Origin of the sequence: Mycobacterium sp. 852002-51613_SCH5001154 (genome assembly GCF_001667425.1) — a bacterium.
Taxonomy (GTDB): Bacteria; Actinomycetota; Actinomycetes; order Mycobacteriales; family Mycobacteriaceae; genus Mycobacterium.
This window is the reverse complement of record NZ_LZII01000016.1, coordinates 41,155-62,061: the sequence shown is the minus strand read 5'-3', so window position 1 is coordinate 62,061 and position 20,907 is coordinate 41,155. Positions and strand designations below refer to the sequence as shown.

At 68.9% G+C, this 20,907-nt stretch carries 13 protein-coding genes; 12 read left to right on the top strand and 1 reads right to left on the bottom strand.

The features are described 5' to 3' along the window. Nucleotides 1-24: 24 nt before the first annotated feature. From A5750_RS05410 to rplL, 5 genes are all read left to right on the top strand, one after another. Nucleotides 25-4,197 carry an NEW3 domain-containing protein gene (locus A5750_RS05410; RefSeq protein WP_067261509.1) on the top strand — a complete coding sequence of 1,391 codons (4,173 nt, stop codon included), beginning with the start codon at nucleotides 25-27 and terminating at the stop codon, nucleotides 4,195-4,197. Next, the gene (locus A5750_RS05405; protein ID WP_066951978.1) at nucleotides 4,194-4,805 is read left to right on the top strand and encodes a malonyl CoA-ACP transacylase; all 612 of its coding nucleotides are present in this window, start codon (nucleotides 4,194-4,196) and stop codon (nucleotides 4,803-4,805) included. Before A5750_RS05410 ends, A5750_RS05405 begins: the two co-directional genes overlap by 4 nt. Nucleotides 4,806-4,810: 5 nt before the next feature. Further along, a complete protein-coding gene (locus A5750_RS05400) occupies nucleotides 4,811-5,719 on the top strand; it encodes an ROK family protein (protein WP_066951976.1) in 909 nt (302 codons plus the stop codon). A 266-nt stretch (nucleotides 5,720-5,985) separates the two neighbouring features. Continuing rightward, a complete protein-coding gene (gene rplJ / locus A5750_RS05395; protein WP_067261507.1) occupies nucleotides 5,986-6,600 on the top strand; it encodes a 50S ribosomal protein L10 in 615 nt (204 codons plus the stop codon). 33 nt (nucleotides 6,601-6,633) lie between these two features. Further along, nucleotides 6,634-7,026 carry a 50S ribosomal protein L7/L12 gene (gene rplL, locus A5750_RS05390; protein ID WP_066951972.1) on the top strand — a complete coding sequence of 131 codons (393 nt, stop codon included), beginning with the start codon at nucleotides 6,634-6,636 and terminating at the stop codon, nucleotides 7,024-7,026. 56 nt (nucleotides 7,027-7,082) lie between these two features. Here the strand turns inward: rplL and A5750_RS05385 are convergent, their stop codons facing one another. Further along, nucleotides 7,083-7,775, bottom strand: coding sequence for a TetR/AcrR family transcriptional regulator (locus tag A5750_RS05385; RefSeq protein WP_066952055.1), 693 nt, complete (start codon nucleotides 7,773-7,775; stop codon nucleotides 7,083-7,085). 71 nt (nucleotides 7,776-7,846) lie between these two features. Here A5750_RS05385 and A5750_RS05380 point away from each other — a divergent pair, with 71 nt between their 5' ends. The 7 genes from A5750_RS05380 (at nucleotide 7,847) to A5750_RS05350 (ending at nucleotide 20,889) form a co-directional block, all read left to right on the top strand. Further along, entirely contained in the window at nucleotides 7,847-9,340 is a 1,494-nt protein-coding gene (locus A5750_RS05380) for a carotenoid oxygenase family protein (RefSeq protein WP_066951971.1), read from the top strand. Between the two features lie 169 nt (nucleotides 9,341-9,509). Further along, nucleotides 9,510-10,520, top strand: coding sequence for an ABC transporter ATP-binding protein (locus A5750_RS05375; RefSeq protein WP_066951969.1), 1,011 nt, complete (start codon nucleotides 9,510-9,512; stop codon nucleotides 10,518-10,520). A gap of 393 nt (nucleotides 10,521-10,913) precedes the next feature. After that, nucleotides 10,914-14,435, top strand: a complete 3,522-nt coding sequence (locus A5750_RS05370; RefSeq protein ID WP_156659432.1) for a DNA-directed RNA polymerase subunit beta — start codon at nucleotides 10,914-10,916, stop codon at nucleotides 14,433-14,435. Nucleotides 14,436-14,476: 41 nt separating this feature from the next. Beyond that, complete coding sequence (locus tag A5750_RS05365; RefSeq protein ID WP_066951966.1) at nucleotides 14,477-18,424, top strand: DNA-directed RNA polymerase subunit beta'; 3,948 nt, start codon at nucleotides 14,477-14,479, stop codon at nucleotides 18,422-18,424. Between the two features lie 184 nt (nucleotides 18,425-18,608). Next, nucleotides 18,609-19,256 carry a dihydrofolate reductase family protein gene (locus tag A5750_RS05360; RefSeq protein ID WP_066951965.1) on the top strand — a complete coding sequence of 216 codons (648 nt, stop codon included), beginning with the start codon at nucleotides 18,609-18,611 and terminating at the stop codon, nucleotides 19,254-19,256. 27 nt (nucleotides 19,257-19,283) lie between these two features. Further along, the gene (locus A5750_RS05355; protein ID WP_066951964.1) at nucleotides 19,284-20,039 is read left to right on the top strand and encodes a deoxyribonuclease IV; all 756 of its coding nucleotides are present in this window, start codon (nucleotides 19,284-19,286) and stop codon (nucleotides 20,037-20,039) included. 10 nt (nucleotides 20,040-20,049) lie between these two features. After that, nucleotides 20,050-20,889, top strand: coding sequence for a PHB depolymerase family esterase (locus A5750_RS05350; RefSeq protein ID WP_066951962.1), 840 nt, complete (start codon nucleotides 20,050-20,052; stop codon nucleotides 20,887-20,889). Nucleotides 20,890-20,907: the final 18 nt, after the last annotated feature.

Sequence of the window (20,907 nt, the reverse complement as noted above, 5' to 3'; positions counted from 1 at the left end):
GGGTGACACCCGTAAGGTTCGGGGATGCAGCTGGTTTCGGCCCTCTCGACCGAGCTGTTCGTCGGGCCGCCGGATGCGCCGCTGCAGGTGGTGCGCGTGGCCGTCTCCGGGTGCGCCGAGCCGACGCCGGTCCGCGTCGGCGGCGACGGGCTGGGCGGGGAGGCGCTCGCGCAGCCCGGCCGCGAGGTGGTCGAGGTCCCGGTCGCGCTGCGCGATCCGGTCGCCGGTGAGCGCCGGGCCGCGCGCGTCGACGCCGCCGGCGCCGCCCTGCCGTTCGACTTCGTCGTGGCCGAGCCCGGCTGGACCATGTTCATGGTCAGCCACTTCCACTACGACCCGGTGTGGTGGAACACCCAGGGCGCCTACACCAGCGAGTGGACCGAGGACCCGCCGGGGCGCGCCCGGCAGACGAACGGCTTCGAGCTGGTGCACGCCCACCTGGAAATGGCCCGCCGCGAGCCCGAGTACAAGTTCGTGCTGGCCGAGGTCGACTACCTCAAGCCCTATTGGGACACCCGGCCCGAGGACCGCGCCGACCTGCGCCGGTTCATCGCGCAGGGTCGCGTCGAGGTGATGGGCGGCACATACAACGAACCCAACACCAACCTGACCAGCCCGGAAACAACCATTCGAAACCTGGTGCACGGCATCGGTTTTCAGCGTGACGTGCTGGGCGCCGATCCGGCCACCGCCTGGCAGCTGGACGTGTTCGGCCACGATCCGCAATTCCCCGGGCTGGCCGCCGACGCCGGGCTGACGTCGAGCTCGTGGGCCCGCGGCCCGCACCACCAGTGGGGCCCGGCGCTGGGCGGCGGGGACGTCGAGCGGATGCAGTTCAGCAGCGAGTTCGAGTGGATTTCGCCGTCGGGCCGCGGGCTGCTCACCCACTACATGCCCGCGCACTACTCGGCGGGCTGGTGGATGGACTCGGCCACGTCGGTGGCCGAGGCCGAGGATGCCACCTTTGCGCTCTTCGATCAGCTGAAAAGGGTCGCGCTGACGCGCAACGTGCTGCTGCCCGTCGGCACCGACTACACGCCGCCGAACAAGTGGGTGACCGCCATCCACCGCGACTGGGCCGCCCGCTACACCTGGCCGCGCTTCGTGTGCGCGCTGCCGCGGGAGTTCTTCGCGGCCGTGCGCGCCGGACTGGCCGAGCGCGGCCGCGCGCCGTCGCCGCAGACCCGGGACATGAACCCGATCTACACCGGCAAGGACGTGTCCTTCATCGACACCAAGCAGGCGAACCGGGCCGCGGAGAACGCCGTCCTGCAGGCCGAGCGGTTCGCCGTGTTCGCCGGGCTGTTGGCCGGCGCCGAGTACCCGCAGGCGGCGCTGGCCAAGGCGTGGGTGCAGCTCGCGTACGGGGCGCACCACGACGGCATCACCGGCTCGGAATCCGACCAGGTCTACCTCGACCTGCTGACCGGGTGGCGCGACGCGTGGGAGCTGGGCCGAGCGACGCGTGACGCCTCGCTGGCGTTGCTGTCCAGCGCGGTCGGCGGTGACGTCGTCGTGTGGAATCCGCTGGCGCAGAAGCGGACCGACGTCGTCACCGCGCGGCTCGACGCGCCGCTCGCGGGCGGGGTCCGGGTGCTGGACGCCGACGGTGCCGAGTCGCCCGCGCACGTCGAGCACGGCGGCCGGTCGGTCACCTGGCTGGCGCGGGAGGTGCCGTCGATGGGGTGGCGGGCCTACCGGCTGGTTCCCGATGACGGCCCGAGCGGCTGGCAACCCGTGGCGGGCTCGGCGATCGCGAACGAGCACTACCGCTTGGAGGTCGACCCGGCGCGCGGCGGGGGAGTCGTGTCCCTGGTCGCGGACGGCCGCGAGCTGGTCGCCGAGGGCCGGGTGGGCAACGAGCTCGCGGTCTACGAGGAATACGCGGCGCACCCGACGCAGGCCGAGGGCCCGTGGCACCTGCTGCCCAAGGGGCCGGTGGTCTGCTCGTCGGATTCACCGGCGCGGGCGCGGACCTACCACGGCCCGCTGGGGCAGCGGATCGTCGTCACCGGGCGGATCGACACGGTGGCGCGCTACACCCAGACTCTGACGCTGTGGCGCGGGGTGCCGCGGGTGGACTGCCGCACCACCATCGACGAATTCACCGGGGCCGACCGCCTGGTGCGGCTGCGCTGGCCGTGCCCGCTGCCGGGCGCCATGCCGGTCAGCGAGGTCGGTGACGCCGTCGTGGGGCGGGGTTTCGGGTTGCTGCACGACGGGACCGAATCGGTGGACACCGCGCGGCACCCGTGGACGCTGGACAACCCCGCCTACGGCTGGTTCGGCCTGTCCTCGGCGGCGCGCGTGCGGGTGGGCTCGCCGCACAGCCAAGCCGTGCGCGCGATCTCGGTGGCCGAGGTGGTGTCGCCGGACGAGGCGGTGTCCGGTCCGCTCGCGCGCGAGCTGATGGTTGCGCTGGTCCGCGCCGGGGTGACGGCGACCTGCAGCGGCGCGGACAAGCAGCGCTACGGCCACCTCGACGTCGATTCGAACCTGCCCGACGTGCGCATCGCGCTGGGCGGACCGGCCCGCAACGCGTTCACCAAGGCGGTGCTGGCGCAGGCGGACCCGGTGTACGCGGAAGACCTCGACCGCCAGTTGGCGACGACGGGACGGGCCAGGGTCTGGGTGCCGGCCGCGACGCCGTTGGCCGCGGTGTGGGTGCCGAGCGCCGATCTGCGCGCGCCGGACGCGCTGCCGGTGCTGGTGATCGCCGGCCGCGACGCGGAGAGCCTGGCCGCCGAGATCGCGTCGGTGGCCGACGACCTCGGCGACGCCGAAGTCGTCGTCACGCAGCGCGCGCCGGCGGGAACCGGCGAATTCGAGGACCGCACCGTCGCCCTGCTCAACCGGGGCGTGCCCAGCTTCGCCGTCGACGCCGAGGGCACCCTGCACACCGCGTTGATGCGGTCCTGCACCGGTTGGCCGTCGGGCATCTGGATCGACGAGCCGCGCCGGACCGCCCCGGACGGCTCGAACTTTCAACTGCAGCACTGGACACACGTTTTCGACTACGCGCTGGTCTGCGGGGCCGGCGACTGGCGGCGCGCCGAGATCCCCAGCCGCAGCGCACAGTTCTCCCACCCGCTGCTGGCGTGCGCATCCGGCCGGGCGGGGGGCGCGTTGCCCGCGGCGGGATCCCTGCTGAGCGTCGAGCCCGCCGGCCGGGTGCAGCTGGCGGCGCTCAAGGCGGCCGGCAACCCGCTCACGGCGGGCAGCGCCCGGCCCGTCGACCCGAGCGCGGTGGCCCTGCGACTCGTGGAGACGACGGGGTCGCCAACCAGCGTGGTGATCGGTTCGGACATCGGCGAGGTGAGCGACTTCCGCGACGCCGACCTACTCGAATCGCCGCGCGCCGGCAGCCGGCCGCTCGACCTGCACGGCTATCAGGTGGCCACCGTGCTGGCCCGATTCCGAGCGCCCCCCGTGCGGACGGGTTCGGGCGCGCTGGCCCCGCAGGCCGAAACCGCGCAGCCGTTGTACGCGCGCTACTGGCTGCACAACCGGGGCCCCGCGCCGCTCGGCGGGCTGCCGGCCGTCGCTCATCTGCATCCCGCGCGGGTGGCCGCCGAGCCCGGCGGCGAGGTCATGCTGCGCCTCACGGCGGCCAGCGACTGCAGCGACACGACCCTGACCGGGGCGGTCACCCTGGTGTGTCCGCAGGGCTGGTCGGCCAAGCCCGACGAGCTCCCCCTGACACTGCGCAGCGGCGAATACCGCGAGACCGACGTGGCGGTGTCGGTGCCCGCCCACGCCCAGCCGGGGCTGTACCCGGTCCGCGCCCAGCTCCGCATCGGCGGGGAAGACGTCCCGCCCGCGTGGCGACAGACGGTCGAGGATGTCTGCCTGGTCGAGGTCGGCGCGTGCCACGAGGCGCAGCCGGTCTACCTGGTCGACGGGCCGGCTGACGTCGAGGTGACCGCCGGCGGTACGGCGGCGCTGAGCGTAAGGGTCGGCACCCACGCCGGGGCGGACCTGGCGCTCGAGGCGCACCTGATCAGCCCGTGGGGCACGTGGGAGTGGCTGGGCCCCGCCGCGGTGGGTGCCGTGCTGCCCGCCCACGGCACCGTTGACGTTCACTTCGACGTGAGCCCGCCGGCCGGGCTGGACCGCGGCGAGTGGTGGGCCCTGGTCCGGTTCGGCTGCGCCGGCCGGCTGGTCTACACCCCGGCGATACGGGTGACGGTGACATGAGCGTGGTCGCGACGGTGGCCGGCGTTCCGGTGCTTGTCGACGAGGTCGACGCGGCCGAGGCGCGGCTGCGCGGCGGGCGGGCCGCGGCCGCGCTCCCGGCCGGCGGCACCGCGGAGGGGCGTCAACTGCGGCGCTGGCTGACCCAGCTGATCGTGACCGGGCGGGTTGTCGCGGCCGAGGCCGACGCGCGCGGCCTGACCGGGGCGGGTGCGCCGAGCGAGGCCGAACTGCTGCCCGACGCGACGGCCCGGCTGGAGCTCGGCAGCATCGCCGCGGCCGCGCTGGCCGACGCGCGTGCGCGAGCGCTCTTCGCCGACATCACCGCCGCGGCGAGCGTCACCGACGAGGAGGTGGCCGCCTACCACGCCCGCAACCCGCTCCGGTTCGCCGAACCGCGTCACGAGCAGCACGGCTGGCGGGTCCCCGCACCGGTCGGCCCGCCGCTGGACGACGTCCGGCCGGCGATCGCCGACCGGCTGCGGGGCGCCGCGCGGCGGCGCGCCTTCCGGGTCTGGCTGGACGCGCGGCGCGCCGAGCTGGTGCGGCTCGCTCCCGGCTACGAGCATCCCGGCGACCCCCGCCAACCCGACAACGTCCATCGGCACTGATCGCGATGCTCACCCTTTGTCTGGACATCGGCGGCACCAAGATCGCCGCCGGCCTCGTCGATCCCGATGGCGCGCTGGTGCACACCGTCATCCGGCCCACGCCGGCCGGCGGCGGAGCGGACGAGGTCTGGGCGGCGGTCGACGCGGCCATCGCCGACGCGCTGCGCGCGGCCGACGGTGCGGTCGCCGCCGTGGGCATCGGTTCAGCCGGCCCCATCGACCTGCGCCGCGGAACCGTCAGCCCCATCAACATCAAGGGCTGGCAAGGCTTTCCGCTGCGCGACAGGGTGGCCGCCGCCGTGCCGGGTGTGCCGGTACGGCTCGGCGGCGACGGGTTGTGCATGGCGCTGGGTGAGCATTGGCGCGGCGCGGGTCGCGGCGCCGATTTCCTGCTGGGCATGGTGGTGTCCACCGGTGTGGGCGGCGGATTGGTGCTCGGCGGCGTCCCCTACACCGGCCGCACCGGCAATGCCGGCCACGTCGGGCACGTGGTGGTGGAGGACGAGGGGCCGCCCTGCGTGTGCGGCGGTCGCGGCTGCGTCGAGACCATCGCGTCCGGACCGTCGATGGTGCGTTGGGCGCGGGCAAACGGTTGGTCCGCGCCGCCCGCCGCGGGCGCCCGGGACCTGGCCGCCGCGGCGGCGGCGGGTGAGGCCGTCGCCACTCGGGCGTTCCGCCGGGGAGCTACCGCGCTCGCGGCGATGATCGCCTCGGTCGGCGCGGTCTGCGACCTGGATATCGTCGTCATCGGGGGAGGAGTCGCGAACTCCGGCCGGCTGCTCTTCGACCCCTTGCGGGCGAAGCTGGCCGAGTACGCCAGGCTGGACTTCCTGGTCGGTCTGCGGGTGGTGCCCGCCGAACTCGGCGGTGCGGCCGGACTGGTCGGCGCCGCCCGGCTGGCGGCCCTCGGCTGACCGCCCCGGCCGTCTTAAGGCCCCGTTTTGGCTGACGGGGGCGGGTCAGGCTATCCTGATGGCCGATCCACCGAAGACCGTCGGTCACCGAGAAATCGGTTGAAGGTCCGGGAGCATCCCGGCGGCCCACGCAGGAGGACGAGGCAACAACGCCGGCACGCGCCGGCGTCTTTCACGCCCCGGCCGCATCCTGTGCCGGGGCGTACTTCGTTCTAAGGGTGAATCACAGACGACACGTCGGATCGCTTTCACTTCAGGAGGTACGCATGGCCAGGGCTGACAAAGCCACCGCCGTTGCAGACATCGCCGAGCAGTTCAGGGAGGCGACCGCGACCCTGATCACCGAGTACCGCGGTTTGACCGTGGCCAACCTGGCCGACCTGCGCCGGTCGCTGAGCGGATCGGCCACCTACTCGGTGGCCAAGAACACGCTGATCAAGCGCGCGGCGTCGGAAGCCGGCGTGGAAGGTCTCGACGAACTGTTCGCCGGGCCCACCGCCATCGCGTTCGTTACCGGGGAACCGGTCGACGCGGCCAAGGCGATCAAGACCTTCGCCAAGGACAACAAGGCGCTGGTCATCAAGGGCGGCTACATGGACGGCCGCGCGTTGACCGTCGCCGAGGTCGAGCGCATCGCCGACCTGGAGTCGCGCGAGGTGCTGCTGGCCAAGCTGGCCGGCGCGATGAAGGGCAACCTCGCCAAGGCCGCCGGCCTGTTCAACGCGCCCGCCTCGCAGGTTGCCCGCCTCGCGGCCGCCCTGCAGGAAAAGAAGGCGGCAGAAGCGCCTGCGCAGGCGGCAGAGGCGCCTGCGGCGGCCGCCCCAGAACCAGCTTCGGAAGCACCCACTGAGGCTCCGGAAACCCCGGCCGAAGCCGAATAACCCCAACCGGAAATTAGGAAGGACCCACACACCATGGCGAAAATGTCTACCGACGACCTGCTCGACGCCTTCAAGGAAATGACCCTGCTGGAGCTCTCCGACTTCGTCAAGAAGTTCGAGGAGACCTTCGAGGTCACCGCGGCCGCCCCGGTCGCCGTCGCCGCGGCCGGCCCGGCCGCCGGTGGCGCCCCCGCCGAGGCCGCCGAGGAGCAGTCCGAGTTCGACGTCATCCTCGAGGCCGCCGGCGACAAGAAGATCGGTGTCATCAAGGTGGTCCGCGAGATCGTCTCCGGCCTGGGCCTCAAGGAGGCCAAGGACCTGGTCGACGGCGCGCCCAAGCCGCTGCTGGAGAAGGTCGCCAAGGAGGCCGCAGAGGAGGCCAAGACCAAGCTCGAGGCCGCCGGCGCCACCGTCACCGTCAAGTAGCTCCACTCGCAAAACCCCCGGGACCGCGCTGCGGCGCCCCCGGGGGTTTCGTGTGCTCAGCCCGCCGACCGCAGGGATTGCGCCACCCGTTCTGGTGAATCACCCAGCGCCACAAACAGTTTCAACGTCATTTCGTCCATCACCGGCACGACGGCGGCGCCGTCGTCGCCGTAGAAGCCGGCCAGTTCGAGCATGACGAATCCGTGAAGCAACGCCCAGAACTGGGCGGCTGTGGAAACGACGGTCGCGTCGTCGGCTGCGGAACCAACGGTGATTCGCCCCGCCCGCACCGACCGCTGCACTGCGCGAACCACATGCGCGAAGCTGGGAACGTGCCGCTCGATCTCGGCGACCGTGAGGGCCAGGACGTTGCCCGCCGGGGCATGGATGCCATGAGCGCTGGTACTGCCGAACATCAGGCGATACATGTGCGGTCGCTCGATCGCATAGCGCCGGTACGCGGCGCCGAGAGCGAACACATCGGCGACCGGGTCGGCCGTCTCCGGCACGGTCAGCGCGGCGTCGAACTGCCGCAGCCCCTCCGCGGCCACCTCGGCGATCAGGCCCCGCATCCCGCCGAAATGGGTGTACACCGCCATCGTCGACGTCCCCGCCGCGCCGGCGACCTTGCGGGTCTGCAGGGCGTCGGGCCCATGCTCGTTCAGCAGGTCGACGGCCGCGGACAGCATCTCGTCCCGGACACTGCGTTGCCCGGCCGGCGTGGTGCCCGAAGTCGCTTGTGAAGTCATCGTTGCCATCTTCCCATCCGCGGCGTACGTTACCTATAACAGCGTCATATCGATGTTATAGGAGCTCAGCGATGACGTCAGTGCAAACCGCCGAAACCCGGAATCCCTATCTGGAGGGCTTGCTGGCGCCGGTGCGCGCCGAAGTGACCGCCACCGACCTGCCGGTCACGGGGCACATCCCGGAGCACCTCGACGGACGCTATCTGCGCAACGGACCCAACCCGGCCGAGGAGGTCGACCCCGCCACCTATCACTGGTTCAGCGGCGACGGGATGGTGCACGGCGTCGCGCTGCGCGACGGGAAAGCCCAGTGGTACCGCAACCGCTGGGTACGCAGCCTGTCGGTGTGCGGCGCCCTGGGCGAGCCGACGCCGCGCCGGCTCGACCCCCGGGCGGGGATGCTCTCGCTGGGCGCCAACACCAACGTCCTGGCCCACGCCGGGCGCACGCTGGCTCTGGTCGAGGGCGGTGTGGCCAACTACGAGCTGACCAACGAGCTGGACACCATCGGGACCTGCGACTTCGACGGCACCCTGGCCGGCGGCTACACCGCCCACCCGCACCGCGATCCGCGCACCGGCGAATTGCACGCCGTCTCTTACTCGTTCGCCCGCGGGCGGACCGTGCAGTATTCGGTGATCGACACCCAGGGGCGCGCGCGCCGCACGGTGGACATCGAGGTGTCGGGGTCGCCGATGATGCACGACTTCTCGCTGACCGACTCCTACGTCGTCGTCTACGACCTGCCGGTGACGTTCGACCCGATGCAGGTGCTGCCGGCGGCCATGCCCCGCTGGCTCGGCCTGCCGGCCCGGCTGGTGATGCAGTCGCTGATCGGGCGCGTACGGGTGCCGAGCCCGATCAGCGCGATGATGAACCGGAACCCGAAGCACTCCGACCGGATGCCGTACGCCTGGGACCCCGACTACCCGGCGCGCATCGGGGTCATGCCGCGCGAGGGCGCAAACTCCGACATCCGCTGGTTCGACATCGAACCCTGCTACGTCTACCACCCACTCAACGCCTACTCCGAGATGCGGGACGGGACCGAGATTTTGGTGCTCGACGTGGTGCGGTACGCGCGAATGTTCGACCGCGACCGGCGCGGGCCCGGCGAATCCCCGCCGACCCTCGAACGCTGGACCATCAACCTCGCGAGCGGCGCGGTGAGCACCGAATGCCGCGACGACCGGCCGCAGGAATTCCCGCGGATCAACGAGACGCTGCTGGGCCGGGAACACCGCTTCGGCTACACCGTCGGCGCGTCCTTCCAGGGCGCCGCGCCGGCACTGTACAAGCACGACTACGCGACCGGGGGCAGCGTCGTCGCGCCGCTCGATCCGGACCTTTTGCTCGGCGAGATGTCCTTTGTGCCCAACCCCGGCGCCGGCACGACAAAACGAGCCGAGGACGACGGCATTCTGCTGGGCTACGGCTATCACCGCGGCCGCGACGAAGGCCAGTTGGTCTTGCTGGACGCCGCGACGCTCGAGCCGGTGGCTACCGTGCACCTGCCGCAGCGGGTGCCGATGGGCTTCCACGGCAACTGGGCGCCCACTGGCTAACGTGAGTTGAATAGCACGCCCGGCGCCGAGCGCGGCCGGATCTCAGGTCAGCCAATTTTTGTCGGCTGTGCCGCGCAACCCTGATGCCGTGCAGCAAGCGTGCGCTACAGTGACTCATGCCACATAAAAGGGCAGGTGGCGGGCATGCGCGTCGACGGAAGGATCTCTGATGGGTGTCGCTATTGAGGTGAACGGCCTCACGAAGTCCTTCGGGTCGTCGAGGATTTGGGAAGACGTGACGCTGGAGATCCCCGCCGGGGAGGTCAGCGTCCTGCTGGGGCCGTCGGGTACCGGCAAATCGGTGTTCCTGAAGTCCCTGATCGGTCTGCTGCGGCCGGAGCGCGGCTCGGTCGTGATCGACGGCACCGACATCCTGCAGTGCTCGGCCAAGGAGCTCTACGAGATCCGCACGCTGTTCGGCGTCATGTTCCAGGACGGCGCGCTGTTCGGTTCGATGAACCTGTTCGACAACGCCGCCTTCCCGCTGCGCGAGCACACCAAGAAGAAGGAAGGCGAGATCCGTGACATCGTCATGGAGAAGCTGACCCTGGTGGGTCTGGGCGGCGACGAGAAGAAGTTCCCCGGCGAGATCTCGGGTGGTATGCGCAAGCGCGCCAGCCTGGCCCGCGCCCTGGTGATGGACCCGCAGATCATCCTTTGCGACGAGCCCGACTCGGGTCTGGACCCGGTTCGCACCGCCTACCTGAGCCAGCTGATCCTCGACATCAACGCCCAAATCGACGCCACCGTCCTGATCGTCACGCACAACATCAACATCGCCCGCACCGTGCCGGACAACATGGGCATGCTTTTCCGGCGCAAGCTGGTCATGTTCGGCCCGCGCGAGGTGCTGCTGACCAGCGACGAGCCGGTCGTGCGGCAGTTCCTCAACGGCCGCCGCATCGGGCCGATCGGCATGTCCGAGGAAAAGGACGAGTCGACCATGGCCGAGGAGCAGGCCGCCCTCGAGGCCGGCCAGCACGCCGGCGGTGTCGAGGAGATCGAGGGAGTGCCCCCGCAGATCGTCGCCTCGCCGGGTATGCCGGAGCGCAAGGCCGTCGCCCGCCGCCAGGCCCGGGTGCGCGAGATTCTGCACACCCTGCCGCAGAAGGCGCAGGCCGCGATCATCGACGACATGGAGGGCACCCACAAGTACCGCGCGCACGAAGTCGGCGACTAAAGACCCGGTCCGAGTTTTCGCGATAACTTCGCGTAACTCCCCGGCCCGCCCTCTTGACGACGAGCCGTAAACCGGCCAGTCTGTTGGGCAGCATGTATCCAGTGGAAAGTCGAGATGCCAGCCAGCGCCGATGTCCCTGGATCGCTTGTGCTGGACAGTTGAGGAATGCGCCGCCCTGCGCTATTGTTGGACGTTGCGCTGGCTACCTCCTGCCCACCTCACCCGCCACTTGACAACGTGGTCTAAGCCTGAGCCCCCTCTAGCGGCTTGGTTCTTTAGTTGTGCGCGTGAGATTCGGACAGATCGTTCGCCGGCCAAACCGACACAATTCGCGGCGAACAGACCGGTGGTTCCGGTTCTCGTGAGTCGCACGAGGTGCTGGAAGGATGCATCTTGGCTGATTCCCGCCAGAGCAAAACGGATCGCCCACAAAGTTCCTCTAATGGAAGTTCCTTAAACGGCTCCGTACCCGGAGCGCCTAACCGAGTTTCTTTCGCCAAGCTCCGCGAACCGCTCGAGGTTCCCGGCCTGCTCGACGTGCAGATCGACTCCTTCGAGTGGTTGATCGGCTCGCCCCGCTGGCGCGAGGCCGCGGCCGCCCGCGGCGACGTCAAGCCGGTGGGTGGTCTCGAGGAAGTGCTCGACGAGCTCTCCCCGATCGAGGACTTCTCCGGCTCGATGTCGCTGTCGTTCTCCGACCCCCGCTTCGACGAGGTCAAGGCGCCGGTCGACGAGTGCAAAGACAAGGACATGACGTACGCGGCTCCGCTGTTCGTCACGGCCGAGTTCATCAACAACAACACCGGCGAGATCAAGAGCCAGACGGTGTTCATGGGTGACTTCCCGATGATGACCGAGAAGGGCACCTTCATCATCAACGGGACCGAGCGCGTGGTCGTCAGCCAGCTGGTCCGTTCGCCCGGCGTGTACTTCGACGAGAGCATCGACAAGTCCACCGAGAAGCTGCTGCACAGCGTCAAGGTGATCCCCAGCCGCGGCGCGTGGCTGGAGTTCGACGTCGACAAGCGCGACACCGTCGGCGTGCGCATCGACCGCAAGCGGCGCCAGCCCGTCACCGTGCTGCTCAAGGCGCTCGGGTGGACTAACGAGCGGATCCACGAGCGGTTCGGCTTCTCCGAGATCATGATGGGCACGCTGGAGAAGGACAACACCGCCGGCACCGACGAGGCGCTGCTGGACATCTACCGCAAGCTGCGTCCGGGCGAGCCGCCGACCAAGGAGTCCGCGCAGACGCTGCTGGAGAACCTGTTCTTCAAGGAGAAGCGCTACGACCTGGCCCGCGTCGGCCGCTACAAGGTCAACAAGAAGTTGGGCCTGCACGCCGGTGAGCCGATCACGTCGTCGACGCTGACCGAGGAAGACGTCGTCGCCACCATCGAGTACCTGGTTCGCCTGCACCACGCCCGCACGGATGGCCAGGCCGCCGTCATGACGGTCCCGGGTGGCATCGAGGTGCCGGTGGAAACCGACGACATCGACCACTTCGGCAACCGCCGGCTGCGTACCGTCGGCGAGTTGATCCAGAACCAGATCCGGGTCGGCATGTCCCGGATGGAGCGGGTCGTCCGCGAGCGGATGACCACGCAGGACGTCGAGGCGATCACGCCGCAGACGCTGATCAACATCCGGCCGGTGGTCGCCGCCATCAAGGAGTTCTTCGGCACCAGCCAGCTCTCCCAGTTCATGGACCAGAACAACCCGCTGTCGGGTCTCACCCACAAGCGCCGGTTGTCGGCGCTGGGCCCCGGTGGTCTGTCCCGTGAGCGGGCCGGGCTGGAGGTCCGCGACGTGCACCCGTCGCACTACGGCCGGATGTGCCCGATCGAGACCCCCGAGGGTCCCAACATCGGTCTGATCGGCTCGCTGTCGGTGTACGCGCGGGTCAACCCGTTCGGCTTCATCGAGACGCCCTACCGCAAGGTGGTCGACGGTGTGGTCACCGACGAGATCCACTATCTGACCGCCGACGAGGAGGACCGCCACGTCGTGGCGCAGGCCAACTCGCCGATCGACGACAGCGGCCGGTTCGAAGAGTCGCGCGTGCTGGTGCGCCGCAAGGCGGGCGAGGTCGAGTACGTGCCGTCGTCCGAGGTGGACTACATGGACGTCTCGCCGCGCCAGATGGTGTCGGTGGCCACGGCCATGATCCCGTTCCTCGAGCACGACGACGCCAACCGTGCCCTGATGGGCGCCAACATGCAGCGCCAGGCGGTTCCGCTGGTGCGCAGCGAGGCGCCGCTGGTGGGCACCGGCATGGAGCTGCGCGCCGCGATCGACGCCGGCGACGTCGTCGTCGCGGACAAGGCCGGGGTGATCGAGGAGGTCTCCGCCGACTACATCACCGTGATGGCCGACGACGGCACCCGGCACACCTACCGGATGCGCAAGTTCGAGCGCTCCAACCACGGGACGTGCGCCAACCAGTCGCCGATCGTGGACGCCGGGGACCGGGTCGAGGCCGGCCAGGTCATCGCCGACGGCCCCTGCACCGAGAACGGCGAGATGGCCCTGGGCAAGAACCTGCTCGTGGCGATCATGCCGTGGGAGGGCCACAACTACGAGGACGCGATCATCCTCTCCAACCGCCTGGTCGAAGAGGACGTGCTCACCTCGATCCACATCGAGGAGCACGAGATCGATGCCCGCGACACCAAGCTGGGCGCCGAGGAGATCACCCGGGACATCCCGAACGTCTCCGACGAGGTGCTGGCTGACCTCGACGAGCGCGGCATCGTCCGCATCGGCGCCGAGGTCCGCGACGGCGACATCCTGGTCGGCAAGGTCACCCCGAAGGGGGAGACCGAGCTGACCCCGGAGGAGCGGCTGCTGCGGGCGATCTTCGGTGAGAAGGCCCGTGAGGTCCGTGACACTTCGCTGAAGGTGCCGCACGGCGAGTCCGGCAAGGTCATCGGCATTCGGGTGTTCTCCCGCGAGGACGACGACGAGCTGCCCGCCGGTGTCAACGAGCTGGTGCGCGTCTACGTGGCCCAGAAGCGGAAGATCTCCGACGGCGACAAGCTCGCCGGCCGGCACGGCAACAAGGGCGTGATCGGCAAGATCCTGCCCGTCGAGGACATGCCGTTCCTGCCGGACGGCACGCCGGTGGACATCATCTTGAACACCCACGGTGTGCCGCGACGGATGAACATCGGCCAGATCCTGGAAACCCACCTCGGGTGGGTGGCCAAGTCCGGCTGGAACATCGAGGGTTCGCCCGATTGGGCCGCCAACCTGCCCAAGGAGCTGCAGAGCGCGGAGCCCAACGCCATCGTGTCGACGCCGGTGTTCGACGGCGCCCGGGAGGCGGAGCTGCAGGGGCTGCTGTCCTGCACGCTGCCCAACCGGGACAACGAGGTGATGGTGAACGGCGACGGCAAGGCGGTGCTCTTCGACGGCCGCAGCGGTGAGCCGTTCCCGTACCCGGTGACGGTGGGCTTCATGTACATCATGAAGCTGCACCACCTGGTGGACGACAAGATCCACGCCCGCTCCACCGGTCCGTACTCGATGATCACCCAGCAGCCGCTGGGTGGTAAGGCGCAGTTCGGTGGCCAGCGGTTCGGTGAGATGGAGTGCTGGGCCATGCAGGCCTACGGCGCCGCGTACACGCTGCAGGAGCTGTTGACCATCAAGTCCGACGACACGGTCGGCCGGGTCAAGGTGTACGAGGCGATCGTCAAGGGCGAGAACATCCCCGAGCCGGGCATCCCCGAGTCGTTCAAGGTGCTGCTCAAGGAGCTGCAGTCGCTGTGTCTGAACGTCGAGGTGCTCTCGTCGGACGGCGCAGCGATCGAATTGCGCGAAGGCGAGGACGAGGACCTCGAGCGGGCTGCGGCCAACTTGGGAATCAACTTGTCGCGCAACGAATCCGCCTCCGTTGAGGACCTGGCTTAATCACTTTTAGTTACTAAACCCGCAAGGGGAAAGGGAGTTACGTGCTCGACGTCAACTTCTTCGATGAACTCCGTATCGGCCTGGCCACCGCGGAGGACATCAGGCAATGGTCTTACGGCGAGGTCAAGAAGCCGGAGACAATCAACTACCGCACGCTGAAGCCTGAGAAGGACGGCCTGTTCTGCGAGAAGATCTTCGGACCGACTCGCGACTGGGAGTGCTACTGCGGCAAGTACAAGCGCGTCCGCTTCAAGGGCATCATCTGCGAGCGCTGCGGCGTCGAGGTGACCCGCGCCAAGGTCCGCCGCGAGCGGATGGGCCACATTGAGCTGGCCGCACCCGTCACGCACATCTGGTACTTCAAGGGTGTGCCGAGCCGGCTCGGCTACCTGCTCGACCTGGCCCCGAAGGATCTCGAGAAGATCATCTACTTCGCGGCGTACGTGATCACGTCGGTCGACGACGAGATGCGGCACAACGAGCTGTCCACGCTCGAGGCGGAAATGATGGTGGAGCGCAAGGCCGTTGAGGACCAGCGCGACGCCGACCTGGAGGCCCGCGCGCAGAAGCTCGAGGCCGACCTGGCCGAGCTGGAGGCCGAGGGCGCCAAGGCCGACGCCCGCCGCAAGGTTCGCGACGGCGGCGAGCGGGAGATGCGCCAGCTTCGGGACCGGGCCCAGCGTGAGCTGGACCGGCTGGAGGACATCTGGAGCACCTTCACCAAACTGGCCCCCAAGCAGCTGATCGTCGACGAGAACCTCTACCGGGAGCTCGTCGACCGTTACGGTGAATACTTCACCGGCGCCATGGGCGCGGAGTCGATCCAGAAGCTGATCGAGAACTTCGACATCGACGCCGAGGCCGACATCCTGCGTGACGTCATCCGAAACGGTAAGGGGCAGAAGAAACTTCGTGCGCTCAAGCGCCTGAAGGTGGTCGCGGCCTTCCAACAGTCGGGCAACTCGCCGATGGGCATGGTGCTCGACGCGGTGCCGGTCATCCCGCCGGAGCTGCGTCCGATGGTGCAGCTCGACGGTGGCCGGTTCGCCACCAGCGACCTGAATGACCTGTACCGCCGCGTGATCAACCGCAACAACCGCCTCAAGAGGCTGATCGACCTCGGTGCGCCCGAGATCATCGTCAACAACGAGAAGCGGATGCTGCAGGAGTCCGTCGACGCGCTGTTCGACAACGGTCGCCGCGGCCGCCCGGTCACCGGGCCGGGCAACCGTCCGCTGAAGTCGCTGAGCGATCTGCTCAAGGGTAAGCAGGGCCGGTTCCGCCAGAACCTGCTCGGTAAGCGTGTCGACTACTCGGGCCGTTCGGTCATCGTGGTCGGCCCGCAGCTCAAGCTCCACCAGTGCGGTCTGCCCAAGCTGATGGCGCTGGAGCTGTTCAAGCCGTTCGTGATGAAGCGGCTCGTCGACCTCAACCATGCGCAGAACATCAAGAGCGCCAAGCGCATGGTGGAGCGGCAGCGTCCCCAGGTGTGGGACGTCCTCGAAGAGGTCATCGCCGAGCACCCGGTGCTGCTGAACCGCGCACCCACCCTGCACCGGCTGGGCATCCAGGCCTTCGAGCCGATGCTGGTGGAAGGCAAGGCGATTCAGCTGCACCCGTTGGTGTGTGAGGCGTTCAACGCCGACTTCGACGGTGACCAGATGGCGGTGCACCTGCCGCTGAGCGCGGAGGCGCAGGCCGAGGCGCGCATCCTGATGCTGTCCAGTAACAACATCCTGTCGCCCGCGTCCGGGCGTCCGCTGGCCATGCCGCGGCTGGACATGGTGACCGGCCTGTACTTCCTCACCACCGAGGTCGACGGCGACAAGGGCGAATTCCGGGCGGCCGCAAAGGATCAGCCGGAGGTCGGCGTGTACTCCTCGCCGGCCGAGGCGATCATGGCCGCCGACCGCGGCGTGCTCTCGGTGCGGGCCAAGATCAAGGTGCGACTGACGCAGCTGCGTCCGCCCGCCGAGATCGAAGCGGAGCTGTTCCCCAACGGTTGGCAGCCGGGCGACTCCTGGATGGCCGAGACCACGCTGGGCCGGGTGCTGTTCAACGAGCTGCTGCCGGTGGCTTACCCGTTCGTGAACAAGCAGATGCACAAGAAGGTGCAGGCCGCCATCATCAACGACCTCGCCGAGCGCTACCCGATGATCGTGGTCGCGCAGACCGTGGACAAGCTGAAGGACGCCGGTTTCTACTGGGCGACCCGCAGCGGTGTCACGGTCTCGATGGCCGACGTGTTGGTGCCGCCCCGCAAGAAGGAGATCCTCGACCAGTACGAGGAGCGGGCCGAGAAGGTCGAAAAGCAGTTCCAGCGCGGCGCTTTGAACCACGACGAGCGCAACGAGGCACTGGTGGAGATCTGGAAGGAAGCCACCGACGAGGTCGGTCAGGCGCTCCGCGAGCACTACCCTGCCGACAACCCGATCATCACGATCGTCGACTCGGGTGCCACGGGTAACTTCACCCAGACCCGAACGCTGGCCGGCATGAAGGGCCTGGTGACCAACCCGAAGGGTGAGTTCATCCCGCGTCCGGTCAAGTCGTCGTTCCGCGAGGGCCTGACCGTGCTGGAGTACTTCATCAACACGCACGGTGCTCGAAAGGGCCTGGCGGACACCGCGTTGCGTACCGCCGACTCGGGTTACCTGACCCGTCGTCTGGTGGACGTCAGCCAGGACGTCATCGTCCGCGAGCACGACTGCGAGACCGAGCGCGGCATCCTCGTCGAGCTGGCCGAGCGTCAGCCCGACGGCACCCTGATCCGCGACCCGTACATCGAAACCTCGGCGTACGCACGGACTCTGGGCGCCGACGCGGTCGACGAGGCCGGCAACGTCGTCGTGCGCCGCGGTGAAGACCTGGGTGACCCGGAGATCGACGCCCTGCTGGCGGCCGGCATCACGCAGGTCAAGGTGCGCTCGGTGCTGACGTGTACCACCGGCACCGGCGTGTGCGCGACCTGCTACGGGCGGTCCATGGCCACCGGAAAACTGGTCGACATCGGCGAGGCCGTCGGTATCGTCGCCGCCCAGTCCATCGGTGAGCCCGGCACGCAGCTGACCATGCGTACCTTCCACCAGGGTGGTGTCGGTGAGGACATCACCGGCGGTCTGCCCCGGGTGCAGGAGCTGTTCGAGGCCCGCGTCCCGCGCGGCAAGGCCCCGATCGCCGACCTGACCGGGCGGATCCGCCTCGAGGAGGGTGAGCGCTTCTACAAGATCACCGTCATTCCCGACGACGGGAGCGAGGAGGTCGTCTACGACAAGCTCTCCAAGCGGCAGCGGTTGCGGGTGTTCAAACACGACGACGGTTCCGAGCGGGTGCTTTCCGACGGCGACCACGTCGAGGTGGGCCAGCAGCTGATGGAGGGCTCGGCCGACCCGCACGAGGTGCTGCGCGTGCAGGGCCCCCGCGAGGTGCAGATCCACCTGGTCCGCGAGGTCCAGGAGGTCTACCGGGCTCAGGGTGTGTCGATCCACGACAAGCACATCGAGGTGATCGTGCGCCAGATGCTGCGCCGCGTCACCATCATCGACTCGGGCGCGACGGAGTTCCTGCCCGGGTCGCTGATCGATCGTGCGGAGTTCGAGGCGGAGAACCGCCGGGTGGTGGCCGAGGGCGGCGAGCCCGCCGCCGGACGTCCGGTGCTGATGGGTATCACGAAGGCGAGCCTCGCCACGGACTCGTGGCTGAGCGCGGCGTCCTTCCAGGAGACCACGCGCGTGCTGACCGATGCGGCGATCAACTGCCGCAGCGACAAGCTGCAGGGTCTGAAGGAGAACGTGATCATCGGAAAGCTGATCCCGGCCGGTACCGGTATCAACCGGTACCGCAACATCCAGGTGCAGCCGACCGAGGAGGCTCGGGCCGCCGCGTACACGATCCCGTCCTACGAGGATCAGTACTACAGCCCGGACTTCGGCCAGGCCACCGGTGCCGCGGTGCCGCTGGACGACTACGGCTACAGCGACTACCGCTAGTTCGACGAGGAAGAGCTCCCGCCCAGTGCGGGGGCTCTTTTCTTGTTCGCGAGCAGATATTGCATGAATCTGGCTGCGCCGGCGCGATTTCGTGTCTGCTCGTCAGTCGAAGCGGCCAACGGCGATGAGTTCCGCCATCGGTCCAGGTCTACCTATTGACCGTAGAAGACCTCAGGAGGAATGCGTGGCCCAACTGCTCAGAGTCCAGAATTTCATGTTGTCGCGTGATGGGTTCGGCGCCGGGCTCAACCAGTGCTTCGAGCGCCCGTTCGGCGACGCCGACCAAGGTGCCCTGTTCGCCTGGGCCGGCGCGACCGCGAGTTGGGTGGGCCGCAGCGAGCCCGGCGGGAATCGCGGCCTCGACGACTACTTCATCCGCGACTTCACCAACAACATCGGCGCGGAGATCATGGGTCGCAACAAGTTCAGCCCGTACCGCGGCCGATGGCAGGACCACCCCGACTGGCAGGGGTGGTGGGGTGACGAGCCGCCGTTCCATACCCCGGTGTTCGTCATGACGCACTATGACCGCCCGCCGTTGGCACTGTCGGACACGACATTTCACTTCGTCTCGGGAGATCCGATGAGCGTCCTGGAGCAGGCGAAGCTCGCCGCCGGCGGCAAGGATGTCCGGCTCGGCGGTGGCGCGAGCACCGTGCGCCGATTTCTGGACGCGGGCGTCGTCGACGCTCTTCACGTTGCGGTCGCGGATGTGGAGATCGGCGCCGGATCGCGCCTCTGGGAGTCCCCTGAAGAGCTCGAGGACAGGTTCCACCACGAGGTCGTGCCCAGCGCCAGTGGGGTCACGCATCACTTGTTCTGGCGGCGATGACGGCCGCTCGCCAACTACACTGGCCGCGTGCTCATCGGTTCACACGTCCACAACGACGACCCGCTGGCCGCCGCGCAGGCGGACGGCGCCGACGCGGTGCAGTTCTTCCTGGGTAACCCGCAGAGCTGGAAGAAGCCCAAGCCGCGCGACGACGCCGAGGTGCTCAAGGCGTCCACCATCCCGCTGTACGTCCACGCGCCGTATCTGATCAACGTGGCATCGGCCAACAACCGTATCCGCATCCCGTCGCGCAAGATCCTGCAGGACACCTGCGACGCCGCCTCGGAGATCAACGCGACCGCCGTGATCGTGCACGGCGGCCATGCCGACGACAACGACATGGATGCCGGCTTCGAGCGCTGGGTCAAGGCGCTGGACTATCTGGAAACAGACGTGCAGGTGTTCCTGGAGAACACCGCCGGCGGCGACCATGCGATGGCCCGCCACTTCGACACCATCGGCAGGCTCTGGGATCGCATCGGCGACAAGGGCATTGGATTCTGCCTGGACACCTGTCACGCATGGGCCGCCGGGGAGGCGCTGATTGATGCGGTCGACAGGATCAGGGCCCTGACCGGACGCATCGACCTGGTGCACTGCAACGACTCGCGCGACGCCGCCGGCTCGGGTGCCGACCGGCACGCCAACTTCGGCACCGGCCAGATCGATCCCGAGCTGCTGGCCGCGGTCGTCAGGTCGGCGGACGCGCCCGTCATCTGCGAGACGGCGGACGAGGGCCGCAAGGACGACATCGCGTTCCTGCGGGAAAAGACCAGCGGCTGAGTTACGGCCCGTGCTCGGTCGGCTCGCGGCGCTTCTGGGGGTAGTCCTTCTGGCTGTGGGTTGTTCGCCGCTGAAACCTGAGCCGCCCTCGGGCTTCGTCAAGGGCACCAGCTTGCACCACATCAATGTGGGCGGACACGATCGCAGCTATCGGCTCTACGAGCCCCCGGGAGCACCGGCTTCGGCGCCGCTCGTCGTGGTGCTGCACGGCTATTCCGGGAGCGCGAGGCAAGTCGAAAGGGATTACGGCTGGGACGAATTGGCCGATTCGGCCAAGTTCGTCGTCGCCTACCCGGATGGACTCGACCGGGCCTGGAATGTCGACGGGGAGGGCTGCTGCGGCCGGCCGGGCCGGGAGGGCGTCGACGACGTCGCCTTCGTCAGCGCGGCCGTCGCCGACGTCGCCAAGCACCTCGGCACCGACCCCGCCCGCATCTATGTCAGCGGCATGAGTAACGGCGGCATCATGGCCTACACGCTGGCGTGCACCACCGATATCTTCGCGGCGATCGGTCCGGTGGCCGGCACGCAGCTGAACCGCTGCCCCAACCCACGTCCGATGTCGATCATGCACATCCACGGCACGGCGGACCGGCTGGTGCCCTATGGCGGCGGGCAGGGTTTCAGCGTCATCAACGGGCCCTCGGTACCCGACGTGAATGCGTTCTGGCGCAACGTCGATCAGTGCGCCGCCCCGGCCACCACGATGAATGGCCCCCTCACCACGTCGACGGCGGGATGTGCGGGCAGCCGCGGCGTCACGCTGATCACGATCGAGGCGGGCGGCCACGAGTGGCCCCCGTTCGCCGCGCGGACGCTTTGGGAATTCTTCGCCGCGCACCCACGATGACGCCCTATTACACCTCTT